This window comes from Tildeniella sp. (assembly GCF_059505325.1).
Window position 1 is genome coordinate 1 of the sequence record NZ_JCACKI010000066.1, and the last position, 18,462, is coordinate 18,462.

Below are 18,462 nucleotides of genomic sequence, written 5' to 3' on the forward strand. Positions count from 1 at the left end.
TTGCGATGCTTGAAATTGCTGATTTACAGTTTACCATTACTATGCATTACCACCCTCTTACTTTTGGGGATCAATAGAGTGTAGTCATGTGTTTGGCATGGATCCTTGTTAAAGCAAACCGAGCGAGTTCGATTTGGGTCATACCCAGTTGAAAATCTACAGAAGGGGAGCTTCTTAAATGACGGCTGATTTTCCAATCAATGAATGTCCAATTAATCAGAGTGTGCATGGCTTAAAGAAAGAGTGTCTTTCCTACGGCGAAGTGCTAGCGCAATCAGTCTCAGTGATTGCGCCGACCACTGTTCCAGCGGCAGTGTTGAGTTTTGCCTATGGTGCAGCGGGTATGGGTACCTGGTTGAGCTTTTTACTGGCGATGATCGGGTTATTGTTTGTGGGCATCAACGTGAACCAATTTGCTCGTCGATCGGCATCTCCCGGTTCGCTCTACTCCTACATTGTTAAGGGTTTAGGACCAACAGCGGGCATTCTTTGTGCTTTGGGTCTCGTGCTGGCGTATCTCTTTACGGGTATGTCAACGCTGTGTGGGTTTGCCATTTTTGGTCAGACGCTGCTGGGGCATTTGGGTATTCACACTCACACGTTGACGCTGTTTGTGGTGGGAGTGGGAACTGCTTGGTATGTCGCATCTAAAGATATTCAGCTTTCCGCCAAACTGATGTTGCTGTTGGAAGCCGTGTCGATCGCCCTCATTTTGACGCTAGGGATCATCATTTGGGCACACAAAGGGTTTGCGATCGATGTCTCTCAACTGACCCTCAAAGGTGCAACCCCTGGCGGCATTACGATGGGCATTGTGCTGGCAGTGTTTGGGTTTTCGGGCTTTGAAAGTGCCACTACGTTGGGTGATGAGGCACAGCAACCGCTCAAAACAATTCCCAAAGCGGTGAAGCAAAGCACCATCTGGGCAGGTTTATTCTTCATCGTCATGACTTACATTGAGGTGTTGGGCTTTAGCGGCGCATCGGCTGACTTAGCTCAAACTGAAGCCCCCTTAGACTTCTTGGCACATCAAGCCGGGGTTGATTTTCTGGGATTTTTAATCAGCATTGGTGCATTGTTGAGCTTCTTTGTCTGCACTCTGGGCTGTATCAATCCGGCAGCGCGGGTGTTATTTCTGCTGGCGCGTCATGGTCTCTTTCATCAATCGTTGGGTACTACCCATGCCGCAAACTTGACTCCTGACACTGCGATCGGACTGGTTTCTTTGCTGACGTTTCTGGTTCCTGCTGCTGTGCATTTGTTCGGTGTCTCCACGTTTGCCAGCCAAGGCTACTTTGGAACGATTTGCACTCTTGGCTTTTTGTTGGTTTACGTGCTGGTGTCGATCGCCGCGCCAGTCTATCTCTATCGCCTGAGAAAATTGCGTCCGCTGGATGTGCTGTTCTCGCTGCTAGCAGTGGGTTTCATGCTGCTGCCCATTCTTGGCACGATCGGTATTCCCGGTAGCACGATGTTCCCCGTCCCAGAAGCACCTGTCAGCACTTTTCCTTACTTGTTCTTACTGTACCTGGCGGTTGGCTGTGGCTGGTTTTTCTATCAACGCGTGCGATCGCCCAGAATGGCAAGTCGAATGCAACAGGCTGTCGAAGAAATCCATGTCCGCTACAGCGATGTCAATTAGTCTGATTGTCTTAGTCATGACTTCCCAGTCCCTAAAGAATAGATAGTCAACGACTGATCATCAACAATGCAACGAATTATTCAACCCTATCCATCACATGAATGAAATTCTCACAGCGATATCTACTGGATTGACTGCCTTCACTGCCACCAACCTGGATGATATTGTGATTCTGATGCTGTTTTTCTCGCAGGTCAATCACCTCTTTCGCAAACGGCAGATTGTCATGGGACAGTATTTGGGCTTTGGGGCTTTGGTACTGGCAAGTCTACCGGGGTTCTTTAGCAGTGTGCTGTTTCCACGCCCGTGGATTGGCTTACTAGGGTTGGTACCGATCGCGATCGGGCTAACTCGCTTACTCGACTCTGATACTGACGATGCTGAAGCTGACACATCTGTTGAACCCTCTGCACAAGGTCGATTGAGTGGCGTACTGTCACCCCAAACGTATAGCGTGGCAGCCATTACCTTTGCCAATGGCGGCGACAATATTGGCATTTATGTCCCACTGTTCGCCAGCACCACCTGGTCAGGTTTGCTGGTGGTGCTAACCGTTTTCTTCTCCATGGTCGGTGTGTGGTGCTACACCGCGTACCGTCTAGCGGCTGTACCCGCGATCGCTGCCTCACTGACCCGCTATGGCAATCAACTCGTTCCCTTTGTGCTGATTGGCTTGGGGGCGTTGATTCTCATTGATAGCCACACGCTAGAAGACCGGGGGTTAGCCGTGCTGACGCTGGTACTTAGCGGTATGGTCTTGCTGCATTTGATTAGAACGATTGGACAGGCTCCAGCGATGGCTGGAAATGATGAATTGACCTCTAATTCACGCATTTTGTAAATTTAAACAGGAGAACAACTATGATCCGAAGAATGTTAGTGGCGTTGGTGCTGTTGGTTAACTTGCTGTTGGTTAACGCGATGATTGCTCAACCCGTTTGGGCTGATCCACCAAAATTGACAGCGACTCCCGAATACACAGAAGTGACGGAGGCGATCGACCATCTGTTGCAAGCAAAAGCAACGCCAGATCAATCAGAATTGCGACCCGAAGAGATTGAGCAGCAGTTGGGTGAGCTAAAACTGCAAAAGTATATTCTGGAAAGCGCCACCGACTGGGCACAATGCCGCAATGCCACTGGCAAAACTCTAGCGGTTTACGCTCACAAAGGGAAAAGTGCTGCACCAGCGCTCTATTACCTTGGTGATGGACAAACAACCGACGATGATTGGAATTGTGATGGGATCTATCTACCCACTGGGACGAAAGTAGCCGGATTACCCATTACTCCATTGACTGAACCTCTAGCCTTGAAAGTCACCAGCGGTGCACACTTTGTTGCCAAAGCAAATCCCACAGGCGACCTCGAATTTAACTTAAATCCAGCCAAGATGTTCAAAGCAGGGGAGGGAAATCTCTCTATCCCGGATCTCACACAGTCAGCGATCGAGTCCACTAAGCCCAATGCATCGGTTGAAGATTAGTCTCTCAGCTTAAATGGAAAGCTTGGCTAGGGGCAAGTTTACCGATTCGTGGTGATAATCGCATTGGTAAACCTGCCTCTAGTAAAGGCTTTACTCATAAGTTTTCAATAACCCGCCGCTCGTAACCTCAAACTCCCGCAGATAACCTGTTGGTAGTCAGGTTGATTGGGCTTGTTAGCCATCGTCGCCGTTTCGCCTTATTTCGCGTTCAACGATCTCCTTGATAAACTCACGAACTTCCTTCTCCAGACTGGTAGCCCGTTGTTTCAATTGTTCATAAATCTCAATCTCATCTCCCTCCCACATAAGGTCTATTCGTCTGACCTGGCGCATGGCAATATACGTGTAGTTTTCGGGGTATGCCCAGTAGCATGACAAGCAAATGGACTTTTCCTTGAGATGATTCCAATTCTCACAATGCTCACATGACCAGGACTTAGCTCGATTTGCAGAGCCACAGAGCAGCATAAAGCTTTCTGGCTCTAGCTCCGGCTCTCCATCGACTTCAAAGGGAACACAATGATCGATCTGTAATTCACGATCGCTCATTTCCTCTAGATAGATGAAGCACTTACACCCATACCTCCTGATCAACTCATCTTTGATCTGCTTGGACAAACCTGTCCTGCCAGAGAACCTAAAAAACCTCGCCTTGCTAACATCTCCAAATCTGTAAGCTGCTATTCTTCTTCCGTCACTGCCTGTAACGCGGAAAGTATCCAGAGGAATTCCATGTTCTCGAACATCTCTAGCGGCTCTTGGCGGATGATTGTAGCCATATCTTTCCTTCAGATCTTCCGTTGTAATAAAACCATGCTGCAGAATGTGATCAATCACAGCTTTTGGTCTTTTAGCGGTTACTGATTGACAAAGTTGGATGAAATCATCGGGCAAGTGCTGAGAACTGTCCATGCTTTTCTAGAAGCGTAAGCTGTTTCGGTACTCTGCTAACATAACTCTCTAGCTCCGAAAAGCATTCATGTTGTAAATTTGGTGACAAGTACAGAGATTCTATTGTGATCTCCTCTCTGCCGAGCAATGTTGCTTGTGACGATCGACCGACTTCAATCTCAATTTTCTTTAGTCCTAGCTCTTCAGGTAAAGGCGTTCCAAAAGATTTGCTACCGCGTTTGCCGTCGTAACTGATTGCAAAACCGATTCCACGTTTATTTAAGTCTTCTAGAGCCAAAACAAAATCATCAAAATGAATGCCAGAGAAGTATCTTGAATCTCTATTCCCACATACACCCTGATAGGGAGGATCCATGTAGATGAAATCACTACTTTCTGCCATAGCTAAGACTTCTCTATAGTCAAGGTCTGTAAATTTGCATTTACCTTTCAATAAAATAGAGACTCCCTCAATATTTTTCCTCATCTTGTCAGGATGAGTTCCTTTCCGCCTGTTGTCAGGACTTTGGTTAAATAAACCTTCTGAGTTATACCGAACCGATCCTTTAACACATCGAGCCAACAAATATAAAAAAAGCTTGGGGTCGTTTGTTTTGTTAAAATTTTCTCTGACCTCAAAATAATGTCTTGCAGCGTCCTGATGTTGAGCATTCCATACATCTGTATATGCATGTATTATTTCATTGGGTCTTTCTACAATTAGCTCAAATAATTCAACAAGAGGCTTATTCAAATCGTTAAGCCAAAACCTTTGCGAGATGTTTCTAGAGGCAACCGCTACACTCACCGCTGCTGTGCCTGCAAAAGGCTCGATAAACCGTTCTACTCTAGTAGGTAAGAACCTTAGAATGTCTGACACGAGATTCCTTTTACTACCCTGATACTGAACTGGGTGCGGTAAACTAGCCATTTCTAAAGAAATAAGAACAAATGATCTTGGTTAGTCTACCACAGAGAAAAGAAGCCTTACTTAGCTAAAGAATATTATTCATGAACCATAACTGACAGCTGAGATGGCTAACAATCTATTCAAACGTTTTATCTGGTTCGACTGAAAATGAGGGGTAGTTATGCATTTATTTTTCAAACCAATGAACACGGATACCGAGAAATCAGAGCTTGCCAAGCAGCGTAATCCCAACCGGGTTCGTGATCACCTGGCGAATGAACGAACGTATTTAGCCTGGATGCGGAGCGCGATCGCGCTGATGGGCTTTGGTGTGCTGATTGTCCGCCTCCGTATTCTGCGTCCGCCTTTAGCACCGCAAGCACCTGGAGCCGGATGGCGCTTAGGTTTGGTGTTCGCCGTTGTCGGGCTATTGGCAGTCTTACTATCGGTGCAGCATTATTTTGCCGTACGCGATCATATTGAAGAGGATACCTACGAACCGCCCGATCGCTGGGTCATTCTGTCAAGCGTCGCTGTAGTATCGCTGGGAATCGGCGTAATTTATTACGTGTTCACGATTCCGCTAGAGTCCTTGAATTCAGTCTTGATTGAGTAGGCTGCTTACAGAATCCTGTCTTTGATCAGTCTAAGCATTAATAATTACTGGCGTTGCTGCATAGCCGTATGAAGCAATAAATTCGCCCTCACCCAAACGGCAAGGGAACAAGAATTCAAGCTCCCTTCTCCTTGGGGTAAGGGCTTGGAAAAGGGCACTATACCATTTCACTAAACGTGGCTACACAGGCAAGCTTCGGCTGGCGGTCAGCGGTCAGCGGTCAGCCGCAAAAACGAATCTGTAGGGCGATTTTATAGAATTGGTATTATTCCGCCATTCAGCAGCGCTGTGATTGCTAAGAAAAGCAACTGCAAGTACAGAAACCAGATGGATTGGAGTCCCCTTTCATTCGGTCAGTGCGGCTTCTTTTGCCAGGAGAGCCTGTTTGCGATCGCGCCCCCACCGATAGCCCCTGAGACTACCATCGCTGCCGACAACTCGATGACAGGGGATTGCAACGGCGATGTGATTGCTGGCGCAAGCATTCGCCACTGCCCGTACTGCTTTGGGTTTGCCGATGCTCCTAGCGACTTCTGTATAGCTGACGGTTGTACCCGGCGCGATCGTCTGAAGCGTCTGCCACACCTGCTGCTGAAAAGCCGTGCCCTGAATATCCAAGGGCAGATCAACTGCTTGCTGAGGAGCCTCAATGAGACTGAGAACCTGCTCAACCCAGGTCTCAAAGGCGCGATCGCCCGCACAGAAGTGAGCGTTTGGAAAATCAGCCCGAAGTTGGGTCGTGAGCACCTCAGCATTGTCGTCAAAGGCGATCGCGCAGATCCCCTTAGCGGTGGCTGCGACCAGCACCCAACCTAACCAGCAGGGCTGCACAGCATAGCGAATCTCAATGCCGCTTGCCCCCTGTTGGTATTGAGATGGAGTCATCCCCAACAGGGATGCCGACTGGTCGTAGAAGTTGCTGCTGGTCTCAAAGCCAGCTTCGTAGATTGCTTGGGTCACAGTGTCATGCTCCTGTAAATGTTGCCGAACTCGCTTAGCTCGATGGGCAGTCGCGTACTGTTTAGGGGTGATCCCCACAACTGCCTTGAAGATGCGGTGAAAATGGAACGAACTCAGTCCGGCGAGCTGTGCCATCGTAGCCAACGATAGCGGTGTATCTGATGTTTTAATGTGTTGGCAGACCGCAGCAATGACCTCAGATTGTTGCTGCTGTGGGGATGTCGATCGAGGATTACAGCGCTTGCAAGGGCGAAAGCCAGCCGCTTCAGCCTCAACACAGCGATCGAAAAATAAGACGTTTGCTCGTTTGGGTTGCCGCGATGAACAGGTCGGACGGCAATAGATCCCTGTGGTTTTGACGGCGTAAAAAAACGTTCCGTCAGCACTGGGAAGGCGGTGTACGATCGCATCCCAGCGCTCAGAGTCAGTTGAGGTAGTATTCATTTTGGTCATCATGACTCTATTCTCCACAAAGCAAACGCTTGCGGCTAGCGGTTTCTTGCGGTGTAATTTGTGAGCGGTAGCTTGTGAACACGTCTTTTGCTTTGACGCTCTGGGACACTGTAAAAGACCATTTGCGTGCGCTAGATCAGTTGAAGATACTGAGGTTTAGCGTTTGGGTCAGTTGTTCGAGCAGGAAGAGTCCGGCGATCGAATTGCCTGTAGCATCCAGTGTCGGGCTGTAGCAGGCGATCGCGCCTTGTCCCGGCACGATGGACAGCAAGGCACCACTCACACCCGATTTGATGGGTAGCCCAATGCGGACTGCAAAGCGACCAGATGCTTCATATAAACCGCAGGTCAGCATCAGGGCATTCACAGCACGTTGGTTGATTGGCTGGATGGCGTTAGGTTGGGCGAGTAATAGCCCAACCTGTGCTAAATCTGCGACGGTGCCAGAGAGACAGCAAATGTGATTGTAGGTATCAAGGGCAGTTTCGACGTGATCGATAGAGCCTGCTCGAAGAAGTACTTCCCCGATCGCCCGATTTGCCTCATTTCGTAGCGATCGCACCGATGTCAGCATGGCAGTATCCAATACAAAACGGCTACCTGCTGTCTGGTTGAGCCACAGCCGTAGCGCTTCACTCCGTTCGGATCCGTTCGACCCAGGTAGCATTGAGGCAAGGGCGATCGCGCCACTATTGAGCATGGGGTTGCGTGGAAACCCGCGATCGGCGTTCAACTGTGCCAGCGAGTGGAACGACTGCTCGGACGGATCAATCCCTACACGATCGAACACCGTATCCCATCCCAACTGTTCCAGCAGAAATAGCAGCAGTAGAGGCTTGACCACACTCATCAACGCAAACGGCTGGTCGATCGCACCAGCAAAATACTCCTGTCCTGCTACTGTTTGTATACCCACAGCCACTAATTGAGCATTTGCCTGCGCCAGTAAAGGAATATAGTCCGGCAAGCGCCCCGTGTGAGCATAGACCTGCGCCTGCGCCACCCAGCTTTCTAACTGAGTTTGAGTTAAGGCTGTGAGTGGTGTAGAAGGAGCGTTCAAGAGGGGTGAGGGGTGAGGGGTCAGCGGTCAGCGGTCAGCGGTCAGCGGTCAGCCATTAGAATTGGTTGAGAACTGACAGTCGTCTTTATCTCCTCACCTCTCACCATGCTTCCGCCTCCCTACTCTCCACTCTCCACCTCTACTCTGGTAGCAGCGACACATGGGCTGAAACAATCTTCCATCCTTGAGGCAATTTGCGCCAGACCTGACTTTGCCTGCCAGCACGAGGTTTGCCGTCTGTGGGGCGTTGAAATTCTAGCGTGACGATCGCGGTATCAGCATCAAACGTCACAACCTTGAGGTTAGCAATGTCTCGCGCCAGGTTTTTTGTTGGGCGACCTTGCCGAAAGGCTTTAATCGCCTCCATGCCATACAGATTTTCGGTTGCGCCAAACCGCAGCACCTCAGGCGAATCCCAAAACAGTGCGTCTAGCGTAGCAATATCGTTTTCGACCAGCGCTTTTTCGTAGGTCAGGTAGAGTGCGGTAAGTTCAGCGACGATCGCGGGATCGTTAATTGGGGACATTCGGGAAGGAAAAATAAAGGATGAAGGATAAAAGTTTTGAGTTTTGAGTTGGGTTTGACGGCTGATGGCTGATGGCTGACCGCTGACCGCTTCTACCTGCCAAACGCCAAAATTTGCTCTGCTGTCACTTGAGGTTGCTCCAGATGGGGAACATGACCACATTGTTTGATCCAAACGAGTTTGCTGTGAGCGATCGCCTGTTGAAATTTGGCAGCATCCTGTATGCCCAAAATCTTGTCGGAGTCGCCCCACAAAATGAGGGTTGGCTGATCGATCGCAGCAATTTTGTCTGCTAGAAAATTATAGCCGCCGCTTTTGGTAAACGAAATGAGCGCTTGCTGCCAGTTAGCGCACTTGAGATGCAAGGCACCGCACAGCAGCGAATCTGGTGAAACGAAGCTGGAGTCGTAGTATGCCTGGAGGCTGACGTTGCGTCGCACACGAGGGCTGCGGAGAAAGCTGGCTGCTAGTTCACCCAGCGGCGGAAAGAGAAAACGAGCGATCGCGGGACCACGCGCAAAACCCGCACTGTCGATCAAAACTAGCTTCTCTACAGCATCGGGATAGGTCAGCGCAAAGTTGATCGCAGCCGCTCCACCCATTGACGCACCCACCAAAATGACAGGTCGAGCAATTACTGTTTTCCAAAATTGGTAAAGATGGGTTTTAATAGCAACTGGGCTGAAAGAACTACCAGCAGGGCGATCGGTGAAGCCAAAGCCAAGCAAATCAATGCCCCAGATTTCGTGCGTTTCTGCTAAGAGCGGCAGCAGACGGCGAAACTCAAACATAGAGCTATCAAAGCCATGCAGCAACACGATCGGTGTGCCACCTGAGCCTTGGTGAACGTACGCGGTTGGAATGGGTAATGCCTGGAGCGGAGTGGCAATGTCTGTACGATCGATGCTCTGTGCGAGAGCGATCGACGCTGCTTCGGTTAGTTGGGCGCTTTCGGGCGGCAGAAAACTAGCAATCATGCCGCTCAGTTTATAGCTAAAAACCAACAACCAACAACTAACAACTATCTTCACCTTGCAGCCAATCCCAGAGTTCGTTAGGCTTTTGATGACGTTGTTAGATAACAAACTGATGCCGAAAGCAATTTGGAATGGTGCTGTCTTAGCCGAGAGCGATCGGTGTGAAGTGGTCGAAGGCAATCAATACTTTCCGCCTGATTCCATCCATAGCGAGTATTTCAAAGAGAGCAACACCCACACGGGCTGCCCATGGAAAGGTACTGCCAGCTACTACACGATCGAAGTAGACGGCAAAACCAATCCCGACGCTGCCTGGTACTACCCCACCCCTAAAGATGCCGCTAAAAACATCACTGGCTACATCGCTTTCTGGAAGGGTGTGAAGGTAGAGTCCTAGTCAAGCTTCAGGCTGTTGTGGAAGTAGAAAGCGCTATTGTTGCTTGATGTTGTAGCAATAGTCCATACTCCAAGCCTTCCACTACAGCCAGGTAGGATGCTTCCAGAATATTGCCGGAGACACCAACCGTCGTCCAGCGTTGATGTCCGTTGCTGGACTCAATCAGTACCCGCGTTTTGGCAGACGTGCCCGCTGCACCATCGAGAATTCGCACTTTGTAATCCGTCAGGTGAAACGTGCCAATTTCGGGATAGAAGCTAATCAGCGCTTTCCGCAAGGCAGCATCCAGTGCCGAAACGGGTCCATTCCCCTCAGCGGCTTCGAGAATGTCTTTGCCATCCACTGCCAGTTTGACGGTTGCTAGAGACGTGGTGCGATCGCTCCCCGCTTCTGCCAACAAACTGTAGTGAACCTGAAAACCCTTCACCTCAAAAGGCTTCTGGCGTTGTCCCAGTGCTTCGCGCATGAGTAGTTCAAAGCTTGCCTCAGCCGCTTCAAACTGATACCCTTCGCTCTCCAGATCCTTAAGACGGTTGAGGATGTGGCGGCAGGTCGGGTCTTGTTTATTTAGCTCAATGCCAAAGCTCCGGGCTTTTGCCAGGATATTGCTCAAACCCGATTGGTCAGAAATTACAATGCGGCGACGGTTGCCCACCTGTTCGGGCTGCATATGCTCGTAGGTCAGTGGGTTTCGCTCGACAGCGCTGACGTGAATGCCGCCTTTATGAGCAAAGGCAGATAAGCCCACGAAGGGCGCATGATCGTCAGGGGCAAGATTGACAACCTCACTCACAAAGCGGCTTGTTTCAGTCAGTTGCCCCAGTTGCTCAGGTGAAATACAGGTAAAGCCCAGTTTTGCTTGCAGATTGGGAATTAACGAGCACAAATTAGCGTTGCCGCAGCGCTCGCCATAGCCATTTATTGTACCCTGCACCATACGAACGCCCTGCATCACGGCAGCAAGAGCGTTAGCAACAGCCGTTTCGGAGTCGTTGTGAGTGTGAATGCCGAAGCGAGGGGAGTGGAGAGTAGGGAGTAGGGTGTGGGGTGTGGGGTGTGGGGTGTGGGGTGTGGGGTGTGGGGTGTGGGGAAGAGTTTTGAGTTGAGCCGCCCCTGCTTCCCCTGCCTCCTGCCTTCTGCCTTCTGCCTTCTGCCTCCTGCCTTCTACCTCCTCCAATACGGGAAAATCAAGCGCCTGAATCACTTCCTGCACCACTCGCGCAATTTCGTGAGGCAACGTGCCGCCGTTGGTATCGCAGAAGACGAGCCATTCCGCACCAGCAGCGATCGCCACTCTCAATGTTTCCAGGGCATACGCCTGGTTGTGCTTGTAACCATCAAACCAATGTTCGGCATCGTAAATGACGCGGCGACCATTAGCGCGGAGGTATGCGATCGTGTCCTGAATCATTGCCAGGTTCTCACCCAGCGTCGTCTTCAGTCCTTCTATAACGTGGAGATCCCAGGACTTGCCAAAAATGGTCACCCAGCGCGTGCCTGCTGCCAGGATCGGTTGCAGCATGGGGTCGTCTGCCGCTGCCATGCCCGGACGACGAGTGGAGCAAAACGCAACCAGTTCCGCTTGAGTCAGCGGTTTCTCCTGTAGCTGCCAAAAAAACTGCACATCTTTGGGATTTGCCCCGGGCCAGCCCCCTTCAATAAATGGCACGCCCAAGCGATCGAGCTGTCGCGCAATCCGCAACTTATCTTCCAGGGAAAGCGACAAGCCTTCTCGTTGGGAACCATCACGCAGTGTCGTGTCGTAGATCCAGATCTGGCGAGAGGTGTCTGAGGTCATGGGGAGGCAACTGGAGAATTTGAGCCGATAGAAAACTATTCTAAGGAACTGTTAGACCGATCGGTGGGATCACCCGTGAAAATCCAATGCCCTGAGAGCGATAGGCGATCGTATAGCTATAGTCACTAGGTAAACCCCTGGCTGGGGGCAAAGCCAACACACCCTTTAATTTCAACGTCCTAACTTTTATAGCGACAGCTATACCTTCACGCTACAGGAGGAGAGTAAACAAAGAGAAAAATACCACAATGGAGATGACAAATCAGAAATGGGGTCAACTGCAATGCCGACGATTACAGCCGAGGGTAAAACATTTACCTGCGAGAATGGTGCAAACTTGCGTGAGGCGTTGCTGAAAAACGGAATTGATGTCTACAACGGTGCCGCTTCAGTGGTTAACTGCTACGGGCATGGCACCTGTGGGACGTGTGCTGTACGAATTGAGGGCGCGGTTTCAGCGATGGAGTGGTTGGAGAAAGCACGTCTTTCGTTGCCGCCACACTCTCCCGATCACGGTCGTCGCCTCTCTTGTCAGGTAAAAGTGATGGGTGACATCTCAGTGACAAAGTACGATGGTTTCTGGGGGCAAGACGATCGCGTAGTGTGGACTCCAGAACGAGCGATCTGACCTGGCGATGACCGAATCCTCATGCTGTTGGTACGGGCGATCGCATGTAGGTTCACTGCTTGATTAGACCGATTGAACCAGGTTTCCCTGCAAAGTCGGGCAGTCGCAGGAACGAGCTCGATGCAACAGCAGCGGTTCTACTGTTGCGTCTCAGCTATCCGCTTCTGTAGCTATCTGCCGTATCGCAACTTAACTTACAGCCGTTGTTAGATCAATAAGCCACAGCCTAATCAAGATGGGTATGGGGTGTGGGGTGTAGGGTGTGGCGAATGCAAATGAAAACCGCTGTAGTATTAGGGTACAGCTGGAGTAGAAGCAGCTCTAGAGAGAACGTTATGACTCGATTAGTAATTGCCATTCTCATTTTATTTGCTGTTTTGATTGGGCTAAAAGCAACCAACTCCTCCTTGTGGCAGCGCAATTTATTTAGTCAGCTCAACAGTGCTCCTCCAGAAACCCGTAATACGGGCTTTAGTAGCGATTCAACGGGAGCTGCTCCTACCAACAACGCTGGTGCTTCAACGACCCTGACTACACCTAGCCAGGTCAGCGCCGATACCACTCCCTTGCCGTCTAGACCGTTGCAAGCAGTTCCTGGTGCGTGGTAAGTCATCGGAAATGGCAGCAGCGGATGTCTTGATCATTGGTGGGGGCGCGATCGGTCTGGCGATCGCCCTCGAACTTCAATTATGTGGAGCGTCTGTCACCGTTCTTTCCCGCGATTTTGCTCAAGCAGCCAGCCATGCCGCTGCTGGTATGCTTGCCCCACAGGCAGAAATGATTGCTACGGGTGCCATGCGGGAACTTTGCTTGCTGAGCCGATCGCTCTACCCCGACTGGACACAAAAGCTGGAAGCACTGACAGGCTTATCAACCGGGTATTGGGCGTGTGGCATCCTGGCACCGATGTATAGAAAGGATAAAGGCGAAAGGATAAAGGATGAAACAACCGATTCATCTGTGATCATGCAGCCTTCAGAGTTTCTCGATCGCACTGCGATCCATCAGCACCAACCTGGCTTAAGTCAAGAAGTTAGCGGCGGTTGGTGGTATCCCGATGATGCTCAGGTGGATAATCGTTTGCTCACAAAAGCTTTGTGGACAGCCGTGCGTGAGGTTGGCGTTGACCTGAGAGAAGGGGTGTCTGTAGAAACGATTCTGCAACAGAATCAGCGAATTACAGGTGTGCAAACCTCAAGTGGCATCATGCAGTCAGAGCAGTATGTCCTGGCGACAGGAGCATGGTCTCAGACGTTGCTGTCCATTCCAGTGACTCCCAGGAAAGGGCAAATGCTGTCAGTGCGTGTACCCGCAGGACAACAGGAACTGCCGTTGCAAACCGTCTTGTTTGGCAGTGAGATCTACATTGTGCCGCGACGCGATGGACGGATTGTGATCGGTGCCACTAGCGAAGGGGTTGGCTTCACACCCAACAATACACCCGAAGGCGTGCAAATGTTGCTGGAGCGGGCAACTCGCCTCTACCCAGCCTTGCGGCAATTTCCACTGCAAGAAACCTGGTGGGGTTTTCGACCAGCTACGCCAGATGAACTGCCCCTATTGGGCGCAAGCCCTTATGACAATTTGACGCTGGCAACGGGGCACTACCGCAACGGCATTTTGTTAGCTCCCATAACGGCTCAACTGCTTGCCGATCGCCTCTGGCATCAGCACTCTCACCCACTACTAGATGCTTTCCACTGGTTGCGCTTTAAGGTTGAATAGAGTTGGCTTGATTTATGACAAGCTTTAGCGATAGCCAAGCCGTTTGAGCGCAGGGACATGAAACATGCTGACGATCGATCGCTGGATAACCTGACAGAACTACTGACCGCCATTCGCACTGTGGCAGGGTTGACGGAAAAGAAGCGTGGCATTTTCTACCGTAAAGCGCAGGCGTTTCTCCACTTCCACGATGACCCCACTGGGCTGTTTGCCGACCTGAGACAAGGGGCTGATTGGGAGCGCTTTCCAGTCAATACTCCAGAGGAACAGGCGCAACTCCTTGCCCGCTTGTCAGTCATTGCATCTGTGAAAAAACCAAATGGTGAATGACACGATCGCTGGCTGACGAAACGAGACCAGCCATCTACAATTCGCTTAACTCTTGATTCCCGATTTGCAACGACTCACAAGCAATGCGATCGGACAAAATCGCGCTTGCCATGGTACCTGTATGAATTTCGAGTTGAGCAGCGGGTACCGCTTCAAACAAGAGCCGCTGCCCTGGAAACACAACGCGCTCAAAATACCAGTTTGGGATATTGCTGATGCGTACAATTTGAATCCGACTGGAAACATTGGCATAGCAGCAAACAATGCCGTCATGGTCAGCCGCTAGAGGATCTAAAATCTGAGCCATCATTGTTGCCCTTTACTACGAAGATTTTAGCTGAGTGGGGCGAGAAGCCCTAACTTCCCTAAGAGCTTGCTAAAAAATAACTGCACACGTTTGGATTAGCTATCAGCTATCAGCTATCACCTTTTCGCTGACGACTGACGGCTGACAGCTACAGACCATGCTGTTATTTCTGTACAACTCTTGCCTCCTGCCTCCTGCCTCCTGCCTAACCGGCTTGCGCCATCAGCACAACCGACGATCGCGCCTCCACAGGATATTTTTTGCGCCTGACCTGGGTTGCGTCTGTTGGGTCTGCAATATCTTGCGGTGGTGGCAGAGCTGTATCGATGATTGTGTACCACCGTTCTCCTTGACCAAGCGGCGGCAATTCAAACGTGAGCGGCTCCCAATAGGCATTAAGCATGACGTGAAAATGTTCGGCAGCTTCTGGATGGCGCAAGGTGAACGCAAGGCAGTGAGAATGTTCGCCCCAGTCGGGTTTGCCCAACTCAGTGCTATGCCAAACGATGTGTGGCTTCTGGCTGGCGTAGGTGACTTCGAGCAGCCGCTCTTGCCGAAAGATTTCGAGCGATTGGGTAAAGTGAATCAGTTTTTGGACAAATCGCAGTAGCCCCGCTTCTCGTTGCAGACTGCTCCAGTCAAACCAACTCAGTTCATTGTCTTGACAGTAGCCGTTGTTGTTGCCTAGCTGCGATCGCCGCACCTCGTCGCCCATCGAAAGCATGGGTGTACCCTGGGCAAAAAAGAGAATCGTGAGGCAATTCCTGATTTGCTTTTGGCGCATTGCATCGATCGCAGGGTCAATCGTGGGTCCCTCTACGCCACAGTTCCAGCTATGGTTGTCGTTAGAGCCATCACGGCTATCTTCTTTGTTCGCTTCGTTGTGCTTTTCGTTGTAAGACATCAGGTCATTCAACGTGAAGCCATCGTGGCAGGTGACAAAGTTGATGCTGCGACTCGGCTCTCGATCGAGCTGAGGATAAATATCGGGGCTGCCAAGTAAGCGATTTGCCAGCGTTGCCACGGTATTGCTGTCGCCTTTGATGAAGCGGCGAACATCATCACGAAACGGTCCGTTCCATTCGGCAAAGCGATCGCCAATGAAAGAACCAACCTGATAAAGCCCTGCGGCATCCCAGGCTTCGGCAATAATCTTGGTGCCTGCCAGAATCGGATGAGACTCGATCGTCCAGAGAATCGGCGGATCTTCCAAGGGTTGCCCGGAACGGCTACGCGACAGCACGGACGCTAAATCAAAGCGGAACCCATCAATATGCATATCTGCCACCCAATAGAGCAGACTTTCCAGAATCATGCGCCCCACAATGTCATGGTTTGCCTTCAGCGTGTTGCCGCAGCCGCTGTAGTTACTGTAAAACTCCTGGTCTGGCTCCAGAATGTAATACGCCGCATTTTCCAAGCCTTTGAAAGAGAGTGTGGGACCATCTTCATTGCCCTCTGCTGTGTGGTTAAACACCACGTCAAGAATGACTTCAATGCCTGCCTGGTGCAGTGCCTTCACCATGTCACGAAATTCGTCTACAGGACCGAGTGGGTCACGCCGCGAACTGTAGCCCGTGTGTGGCGCAAAAAAGGCGATCGTGCTGTAGCCCCAATAGTTCGTCAACCCAGGCTGCACATCTTGTTCATCAAACTGGTGGACGGGCAGCAACTCTACCGCTGTCACGCCCAGTTGCTTTAGATACGGAATCTTCTCGATCAGCCCTGCGTAAGTGCCTCGCTTCTCTGGCGACACACCGGAATTAGGATTGCGCGTGAAGCCGCCCACATGCATCTCATAAATGACGCTATCGGCATGGGGAATACTCAACGGTAAATCGCCTTCCCAATCGTAAGCGCTCGTATCAACCACCACGCCTCGTAGCGCCTGAGCACAATTATCACCAGGATGCATTGCCGCTTCACGGCTGTAATGTGCCCACCCTACAACGGCTTTCGCATACGGATCGAGCAAGACTTTGTTGCAATCAAACCGATGCCCTTGTTCTGGTGCAAACGGACCATCCACTCGGTAGGCATAGACTTGCCCTGCACCGATGCCCGGAACGAAGACGTGCCAGTAGTAGAACGTCTTATTTTGTTTAGGATGCAGCGTAATGACACGTGCAGGCTTGGGATCGTCGGCTTGATCAAACAAAAGCAACTCTAATGCCTTACCACTTTTAGAAAAGATGGCAAAATTAACGCCATCGGGGTAGGCTGTTGCACCCAATGGGAAACTACGACCCGGCAAAACTTCAGACTGCATGACGTTGAATTGGTAGAAAATGCTTGAAAAGAGACCAACAGTGAGGTGAGTATCCAAAAGTCGGGAGGCAGAACTTGACACAGAAACCGGGTTTCTTCAAGAGCATCTGCCACTGCGCTTCCAGGCTGCGCCGAGGAACCCGGTTGCTCGCAGGCTGGGCTAACCGCTGATGGCTGATAGCTGACCGCTAATTGCCCTGACTAGACTCCCTCACAGGCAAAGGTTCTGGCTTCACGGTCAGGGTCTGCTTCTGCCCGTTGCGATCGACGATGATCTGAAGTGGCTTGCCAATCGCCGCTGCCTCCATCTGCTGCTGCACTTGCTGTGCCGTTTGAATGGCGGTGCCGTTGATGCTAGCAAGAATATCGCCCGATCGTATGCCTCCCCGTGCTGCCGGAGAATTGGACTGGACAGCAATAATTAACACACCCTGATCCTGATTAATTTTGAAACCCGCATTGCTCTGATTAATTTCGTTGCGGATTTCGGGGGTCAATTCCGCCATCTTGACACCCAGGTAGGGGTGTTCTGCCTTGCCAGTCGTGACAATCTGCTCAGCCACCCGTGAGGCAGTCGCGATCGGAATGGCAAACCCCAGCCCAGCCGCTCCCTGGATGATGGCAGAGTTGATACCGATCACTTCTCCTTCGGCATTAATCAACGGTCCACCAGAGTTCCCTGGATTGATCGCCGCATCAGTTTGAATAAAATCTACCCGCTCAGCGGACACACCCACATCGGCAGCCGATCGCCCCGTCGCGCTGATAATACCTTGCGTCACTGTAAAGCTAAGACCGAGGGGATTACCAATGGCGATCGCGGCTTGCCCCGGCAAGAGATTATCTGAATTGCCCAATTTTGCGATCGGTAGGTTTTGAGCGTTAATTTTCACCACCGCAACATCCGTCGTTGGGTCAGTTCCTACAACTGTCCCTTTGAACCGTCGCCCATCTTTCAGCACTACCGTCACGCTGTCGGTACCCTGCACCACGTGAGCATTTGTCAACACACGCCCATCAGCGGTGGTAATAAAGCCAGAGCCTGTCCCTCGTTGGACTCGCTGCGTCTGCGGCTCCTGCCGACCAAAAAACCGCTCAAAACCAGGGTCGCCAAACGACTGCCCGACGGTACGAGTCGAATCAATCCGCACTACGGCAGGTCCGACTCTCTGCACAATCTGAGCGACATAATCCAGGCTCGTCAATTTGGGTGGTGCCAGAGGTGCTGTTGCAGGGCTGCTTTGTAGAGGCGACACCGATTCCGAGGGGGTAGGAGCACTGCCCAATTCAGGGCGAACGATGCCACAGCCAGCGCTACTGCTCACCAGCAGCATTGCTAGGCAAAAGATAGGTTGGTAAAGGCGATCGCCTTGGCGCGGAAATATTTTCATACAACCGATCTTACCGCTTCGCCTTCTTCTTACCGCGTTGATTTCTCTCGATCGCCCTTCCTACGCAAAGCTCATTAGCCTTGCGTCTGCTGGAAGAG

The 18,462-nt window shown here is 51.0% G+C and carries 17 protein-coding genes and 2 pseudogenes; 9 read left to right on the forward strand and 10 right to left on the reverse strand.

Translation table 11 applies throughout. The annotated features are described in order from the left end of the window. The first annotated feature begins 178 nt into the window (after window positions 1-178). The 3 genes from AC5JO6_RS22885 (at window position 179) to AC5JO6_RS22895 (ending at window position 3,127) form a co-directional block, all read left to right on the forward strand. Window positions 179-1,642: an APC family permease gene (locus tag AC5JO6_RS22885; RefSeq protein ID WP_496083347.1), complete on the forward strand. Its 1,464-nt coding sequence runs from the start codon at window positions 179-181 to the stop codon at window positions 1,640-1,642. Between the two features lie 97 nt (window positions 1,643-1,739). Further along, complete coding sequence (locus tag AC5JO6_RS22890) at window positions 1,740-2,483, forward strand: cadmium resistance transporter (RefSeq protein WP_496083348.1); 744 nt, start codon at window positions 1,740-1,742, stop codon at window positions 2,481-2,483. Window positions 2,484-2,503: 20 nt separating this feature from the next. Then, entirely contained in the window at window positions 2,504-3,127 is a 624-nt protein-coding gene (locus AC5JO6_RS22895; RefSeq protein WP_496083349.1) for a hypothetical protein, read from the forward strand. A 174-nt stretch (window positions 3,128-3,301) separates the two neighbouring features. Here AC5JO6_RS22895 and AC5JO6_RS22900 read toward each other — a convergent pair whose 3' ends face one another. Further along, on the reverse strand, window positions 3,302-4,039 hold the full coding sequence (locus tag AC5JO6_RS22900; protein ID WP_496083350.1) for a helix-turn-helix domain-containing protein: 738 nt from the start codon (window positions 4,037-4,039) through the stop codon (window positions 3,302-3,304). Beyond that, complete coding sequence (locus AC5JO6_RS22905) at window positions 4,011-4,949, reverse strand: DNA adenine methylase (protein WP_496083351.1); 939 nt, start codon at window positions 4,947-4,949, stop codon at window positions 4,011-4,013. The genes AC5JO6_RS22900 and AC5JO6_RS22905 overlap by 29 nt, the downstream gene beginning before the upstream one ends. Before the next feature lie 181 nt (window positions 4,950-5,130). Here AC5JO6_RS22905 and AC5JO6_RS22910 point away from each other — a divergent pair, with 181 nt between their 5' ends. Then, on the forward strand, window positions 5,131-5,544 hold the full coding sequence (locus AC5JO6_RS22910; RefSeq protein ID WP_496083352.1) for a YidH family protein: 414 nt from the start codon (window positions 5,131-5,133) through the stop codon (window positions 5,542-5,544). Window positions 5,545-5,889: 345 nt separating this feature from the next. Here the strand turns inward: AC5JO6_RS22910 and ada are convergent, their stop codons facing one another. The 4 genes from ada to AC5JO6_RS22930 all read right to left on the reverse strand — a co-directional run bounded on the left by ada (window position 5,890) and on the right by AC5JO6_RS22930 (window position 9,520). Continuing rightward, complete coding sequence (gene ada, locus AC5JO6_RS22915) at window positions 5,890-6,960, reverse strand: bifunctional DNA-binding transcriptional regulator/O6-methylguanine-DNA methyltransferase Ada (protein ID WP_496083353.1); 1,071 nt, start codon at window positions 6,958-6,960, stop codon at window positions 5,890-5,892. A 133-nt stretch (window positions 6,961-7,093) separates the two neighbouring features. Beyond that, on the reverse strand, window positions 7,094-8,017 hold the full coding sequence (gene glsA / locus AC5JO6_RS22920) for a glutaminase A (protein WP_496083354.1): 924 nt from the start codon (window positions 8,015-8,017) through the stop codon (window positions 7,094-7,096). Window positions 8,018-8,156: 139 nt separating this feature from the next. Further along, a complete protein-coding gene (gene hpxZ / locus AC5JO6_RS22925; RefSeq protein ID WP_496083662.1) occupies window positions 8,157-8,543 on the reverse strand; it encodes an oxalurate catabolism protein HpxZ in 387 nt (128 codons plus the stop codon). A gap of 92 nt (window positions 8,544-8,635) precedes the next feature. Further along, window positions 8,636-9,520 (reverse strand): alpha/beta fold hydrolase, encoded by an 885-nt coding sequence (locus tag AC5JO6_RS22930; RefSeq protein ID WP_496083355.1) that lies wholly within the window; start codon window positions 9,518-9,520, stop codon window positions 8,636-8,638. Between the two features lie 112 nt (window positions 9,521-9,632). Between AC5JO6_RS22930 and AC5JO6_RS22935 the strand changes: the two genes are divergently transcribed. Then, a complete protein-coding gene (locus AC5JO6_RS22935; RefSeq protein ID WP_496083356.1) occupies window positions 9,633-9,917 on the forward strand; it encodes a DUF427 domain-containing protein in 285 nt (94 codons plus the stop codon). A 7-nt stretch (window positions 9,918-9,924) separates the two neighbouring features. On the opposite strand, the gene cimA is transcribed toward AC5JO6_RS22935, so the two are convergent. Beyond that, window positions 9,925-11,715, reverse strand: a complete 1,791-nt coding sequence (gene cimA / locus AC5JO6_RS22940) for a citramalate synthase (protein WP_496083357.1) — start codon at window positions 11,713-11,715, stop codon at window positions 9,925-9,927. Between the two features lie 283 nt (window positions 11,716-11,998). Here cimA and AC5JO6_RS22945 point away from each other — a divergent pair, with 283 nt between their 5' ends. From AC5JO6_RS22945 to AC5JO6_RS22960, 4 genes and pseudogenes are all read left to right on the forward strand, one after another. Further along, the gene (locus AC5JO6_RS22945; protein ID WP_496083358.1) at window positions 11,999-12,343 is read left to right on the forward strand and encodes a 2Fe-2S iron-sulfur cluster-binding protein; all 345 of its coding nucleotides are present in this window, start codon (window positions 11,999-12,001) and stop codon (window positions 12,341-12,343) included. A 335-nt stretch (window positions 12,344-12,678) separates the two neighbouring features. Further along, window positions 12,679-12,951 carry a hypothetical protein gene (locus AC5JO6_RS22950; protein WP_496083359.1) on the forward strand — a complete coding sequence of 91 codons (273 nt, stop codon included), beginning with the start codon at window positions 12,679-12,681 and terminating at the stop codon, window positions 12,949-12,951. Between the two features lie 10 nt (window positions 12,952-12,961). Beyond that, a pseudogene (thiO, locus tag AC5JO6_RS22955) lies at window positions 12,962-14,053 on the forward strand (glycine oxidase ThiO); the annotation flags it as partial. Between the two features lie 72 nt (window positions 14,054-14,125). After that, on the forward strand, window positions 14,126-14,398 hold the full coding sequence (locus tag AC5JO6_RS22960; RefSeq protein ID WP_496083360.1) for a hypothetical protein: 273 nt from the start codon (window positions 14,126-14,128) through the stop codon (window positions 14,396-14,398). Between the two features lie 46 nt (window positions 14,399-14,444). Here AC5JO6_RS22960 and AC5JO6_RS22965 read toward each other — a convergent pair. From AC5JO6_RS22965 to AC5JO6_RS22975, 3 genes and pseudogenes are all read right to left on the reverse strand, one after another. Beyond that, window positions 14,445-14,705: pseudogene (locus AC5JO6_RS22965) on the reverse strand (DUF1830 domain-containing protein); the annotation flags it as partial. A 205-nt stretch (window positions 14,706-14,910) separates the two neighbouring features. Continuing rightward, window positions 14,911-16,974, reverse strand: a complete 2,064-nt coding sequence (glgX, locus tag AC5JO6_RS22970) for a glycogen debranching protein GlgX (RefSeq protein ID WP_496083361.1) — start codon at window positions 16,972-16,974, stop codon at window positions 14,911-14,913. A gap of 187 nt (window positions 16,975-17,161) precedes the next feature. Beyond that, window positions 17,162-18,364 carry an HhoA/HhoB/HtrA family serine endopeptidase gene (locus tag AC5JO6_RS22975; protein WP_496083362.1) on the reverse strand — a complete coding sequence of 401 codons (1,203 nt, stop codon included), beginning with the start codon at window positions 18,362-18,364 and terminating at the stop codon, window positions 17,162-17,164. Between the last annotated feature and the right edge of the window lie 98 nt (window positions 18,365-18,462).

What these genes read in the sequence shown, in the direction of transcription:
- AC5JO6_RS22945 (WP_496083358.1), top strand. Translation starts at nt 11,999, where the DNA reads ATGCCGACGATTACAGCCGAGGGTAAAACATTTACCTGCGAGAATGGT.
- glgX (WP_496083361.1), bottom strand. Translation starts at nt 16,974, where the DNA reads ATGCAGTCTGAAGTTTTGCCGGGTCGTAGTTTCCCATTGGGTGCAACA.
- AC5JO6_RS22950 (WP_496083359.1), top strand. Translation starts at nt 12,679, where the DNA reads ATGACTCGATTAGTAATTGCCATTCTCATTTTATTTGCTGTTTTGATT.
- AC5JO6_RS22890 (WP_496083348.1), top strand. Translation starts at nt 1,740, where the DNA reads ATGAATGAAATTCTCACAGCGATATCTACTGGATTGACTGCCTTCACT.
- AC5JO6_RS22895 (WP_496083349.1), top strand. Translation starts at nt 2,504, where the DNA reads ATGATCCGAAGAATGTTAGTGGCGTTGGTGCTGTTGGTTAACTTGCTG.
- AC5JO6_RS22900 (WP_496083350.1), bottom strand. Translation starts at nt 4,039, where the DNA reads ATGGACAGTTCTCAGCACTTGCCCGATGATTTCATCCAACTTTGTCAA.
- AC5JO6_RS22910 (WP_496083352.1), top strand. Translation starts at nt 5,131, where the DNA reads ATGAACACGGATACCGAGAAATCAGAGCTTGCCAAGCAGCGTAATCCC.
- AC5JO6_RS22975 (WP_496083362.1), bottom strand. Translation starts at nt 18,364, where the DNA reads ATGAAAATATTTCCGCGCCAAGGCGATCGCCTTTACCAACCTATCTTT.
- AC5JO6_RS22885 (WP_496083347.1), top strand. Translation starts at nt 179, where the DNA reads ATGACGGCTGATTTTCCAATCAATGAATGTCCAATTAATCAGAGTGTG.
- AC5JO6_RS22905 (WP_496083351.1), bottom strand. Translation starts at nt 4,949, where the DNA reads ATGGCTAGTTTACCGCACCCAGTTCAGTATCAGGGTAGTAAAAGGAAT.
- AC5JO6_RS22935 (WP_496083356.1), top strand. Translation starts at nt 9,633, where the DNA reads ATGCCGAAAGCAATTTGGAATGGTGCTGTCTTAGCCGAGAGCGATCGG.
- cimA (WP_496083357.1), bottom strand. Translation starts at nt 11,715, where the DNA reads ATGACCTCAGACACCTCTCGCCAGATCTGGATCTACGACACGACACTG.
- hpxZ (WP_496083662.1), bottom strand. Translation starts at nt 8,543, where the DNA reads ATGTCCCCAATTAACGATCCCGCGATCGTCGCTGAACTTACCGCACTC.
- AC5JO6_RS22960 (WP_496083360.1), top strand. Translation starts at nt 14,126, where the DNA reads ATGAAACATGCTGACGATCGATCGCTGGATAACCTGACAGAACTACTG.
- ada (WP_496083353.1), bottom strand. Translation starts at nt 6,960, where the DNA reads ATGATGACCAAAATGAATACTACCTCAACTGACTCTGAGCGCTGGGAT.
- AC5JO6_RS22930 (WP_496083355.1), bottom strand. Translation starts at nt 9,520, where the DNA reads ATGATTGCTAGTTTTCTGCCGCCCGAAAGCGCCCAACTAACCGAAGCA.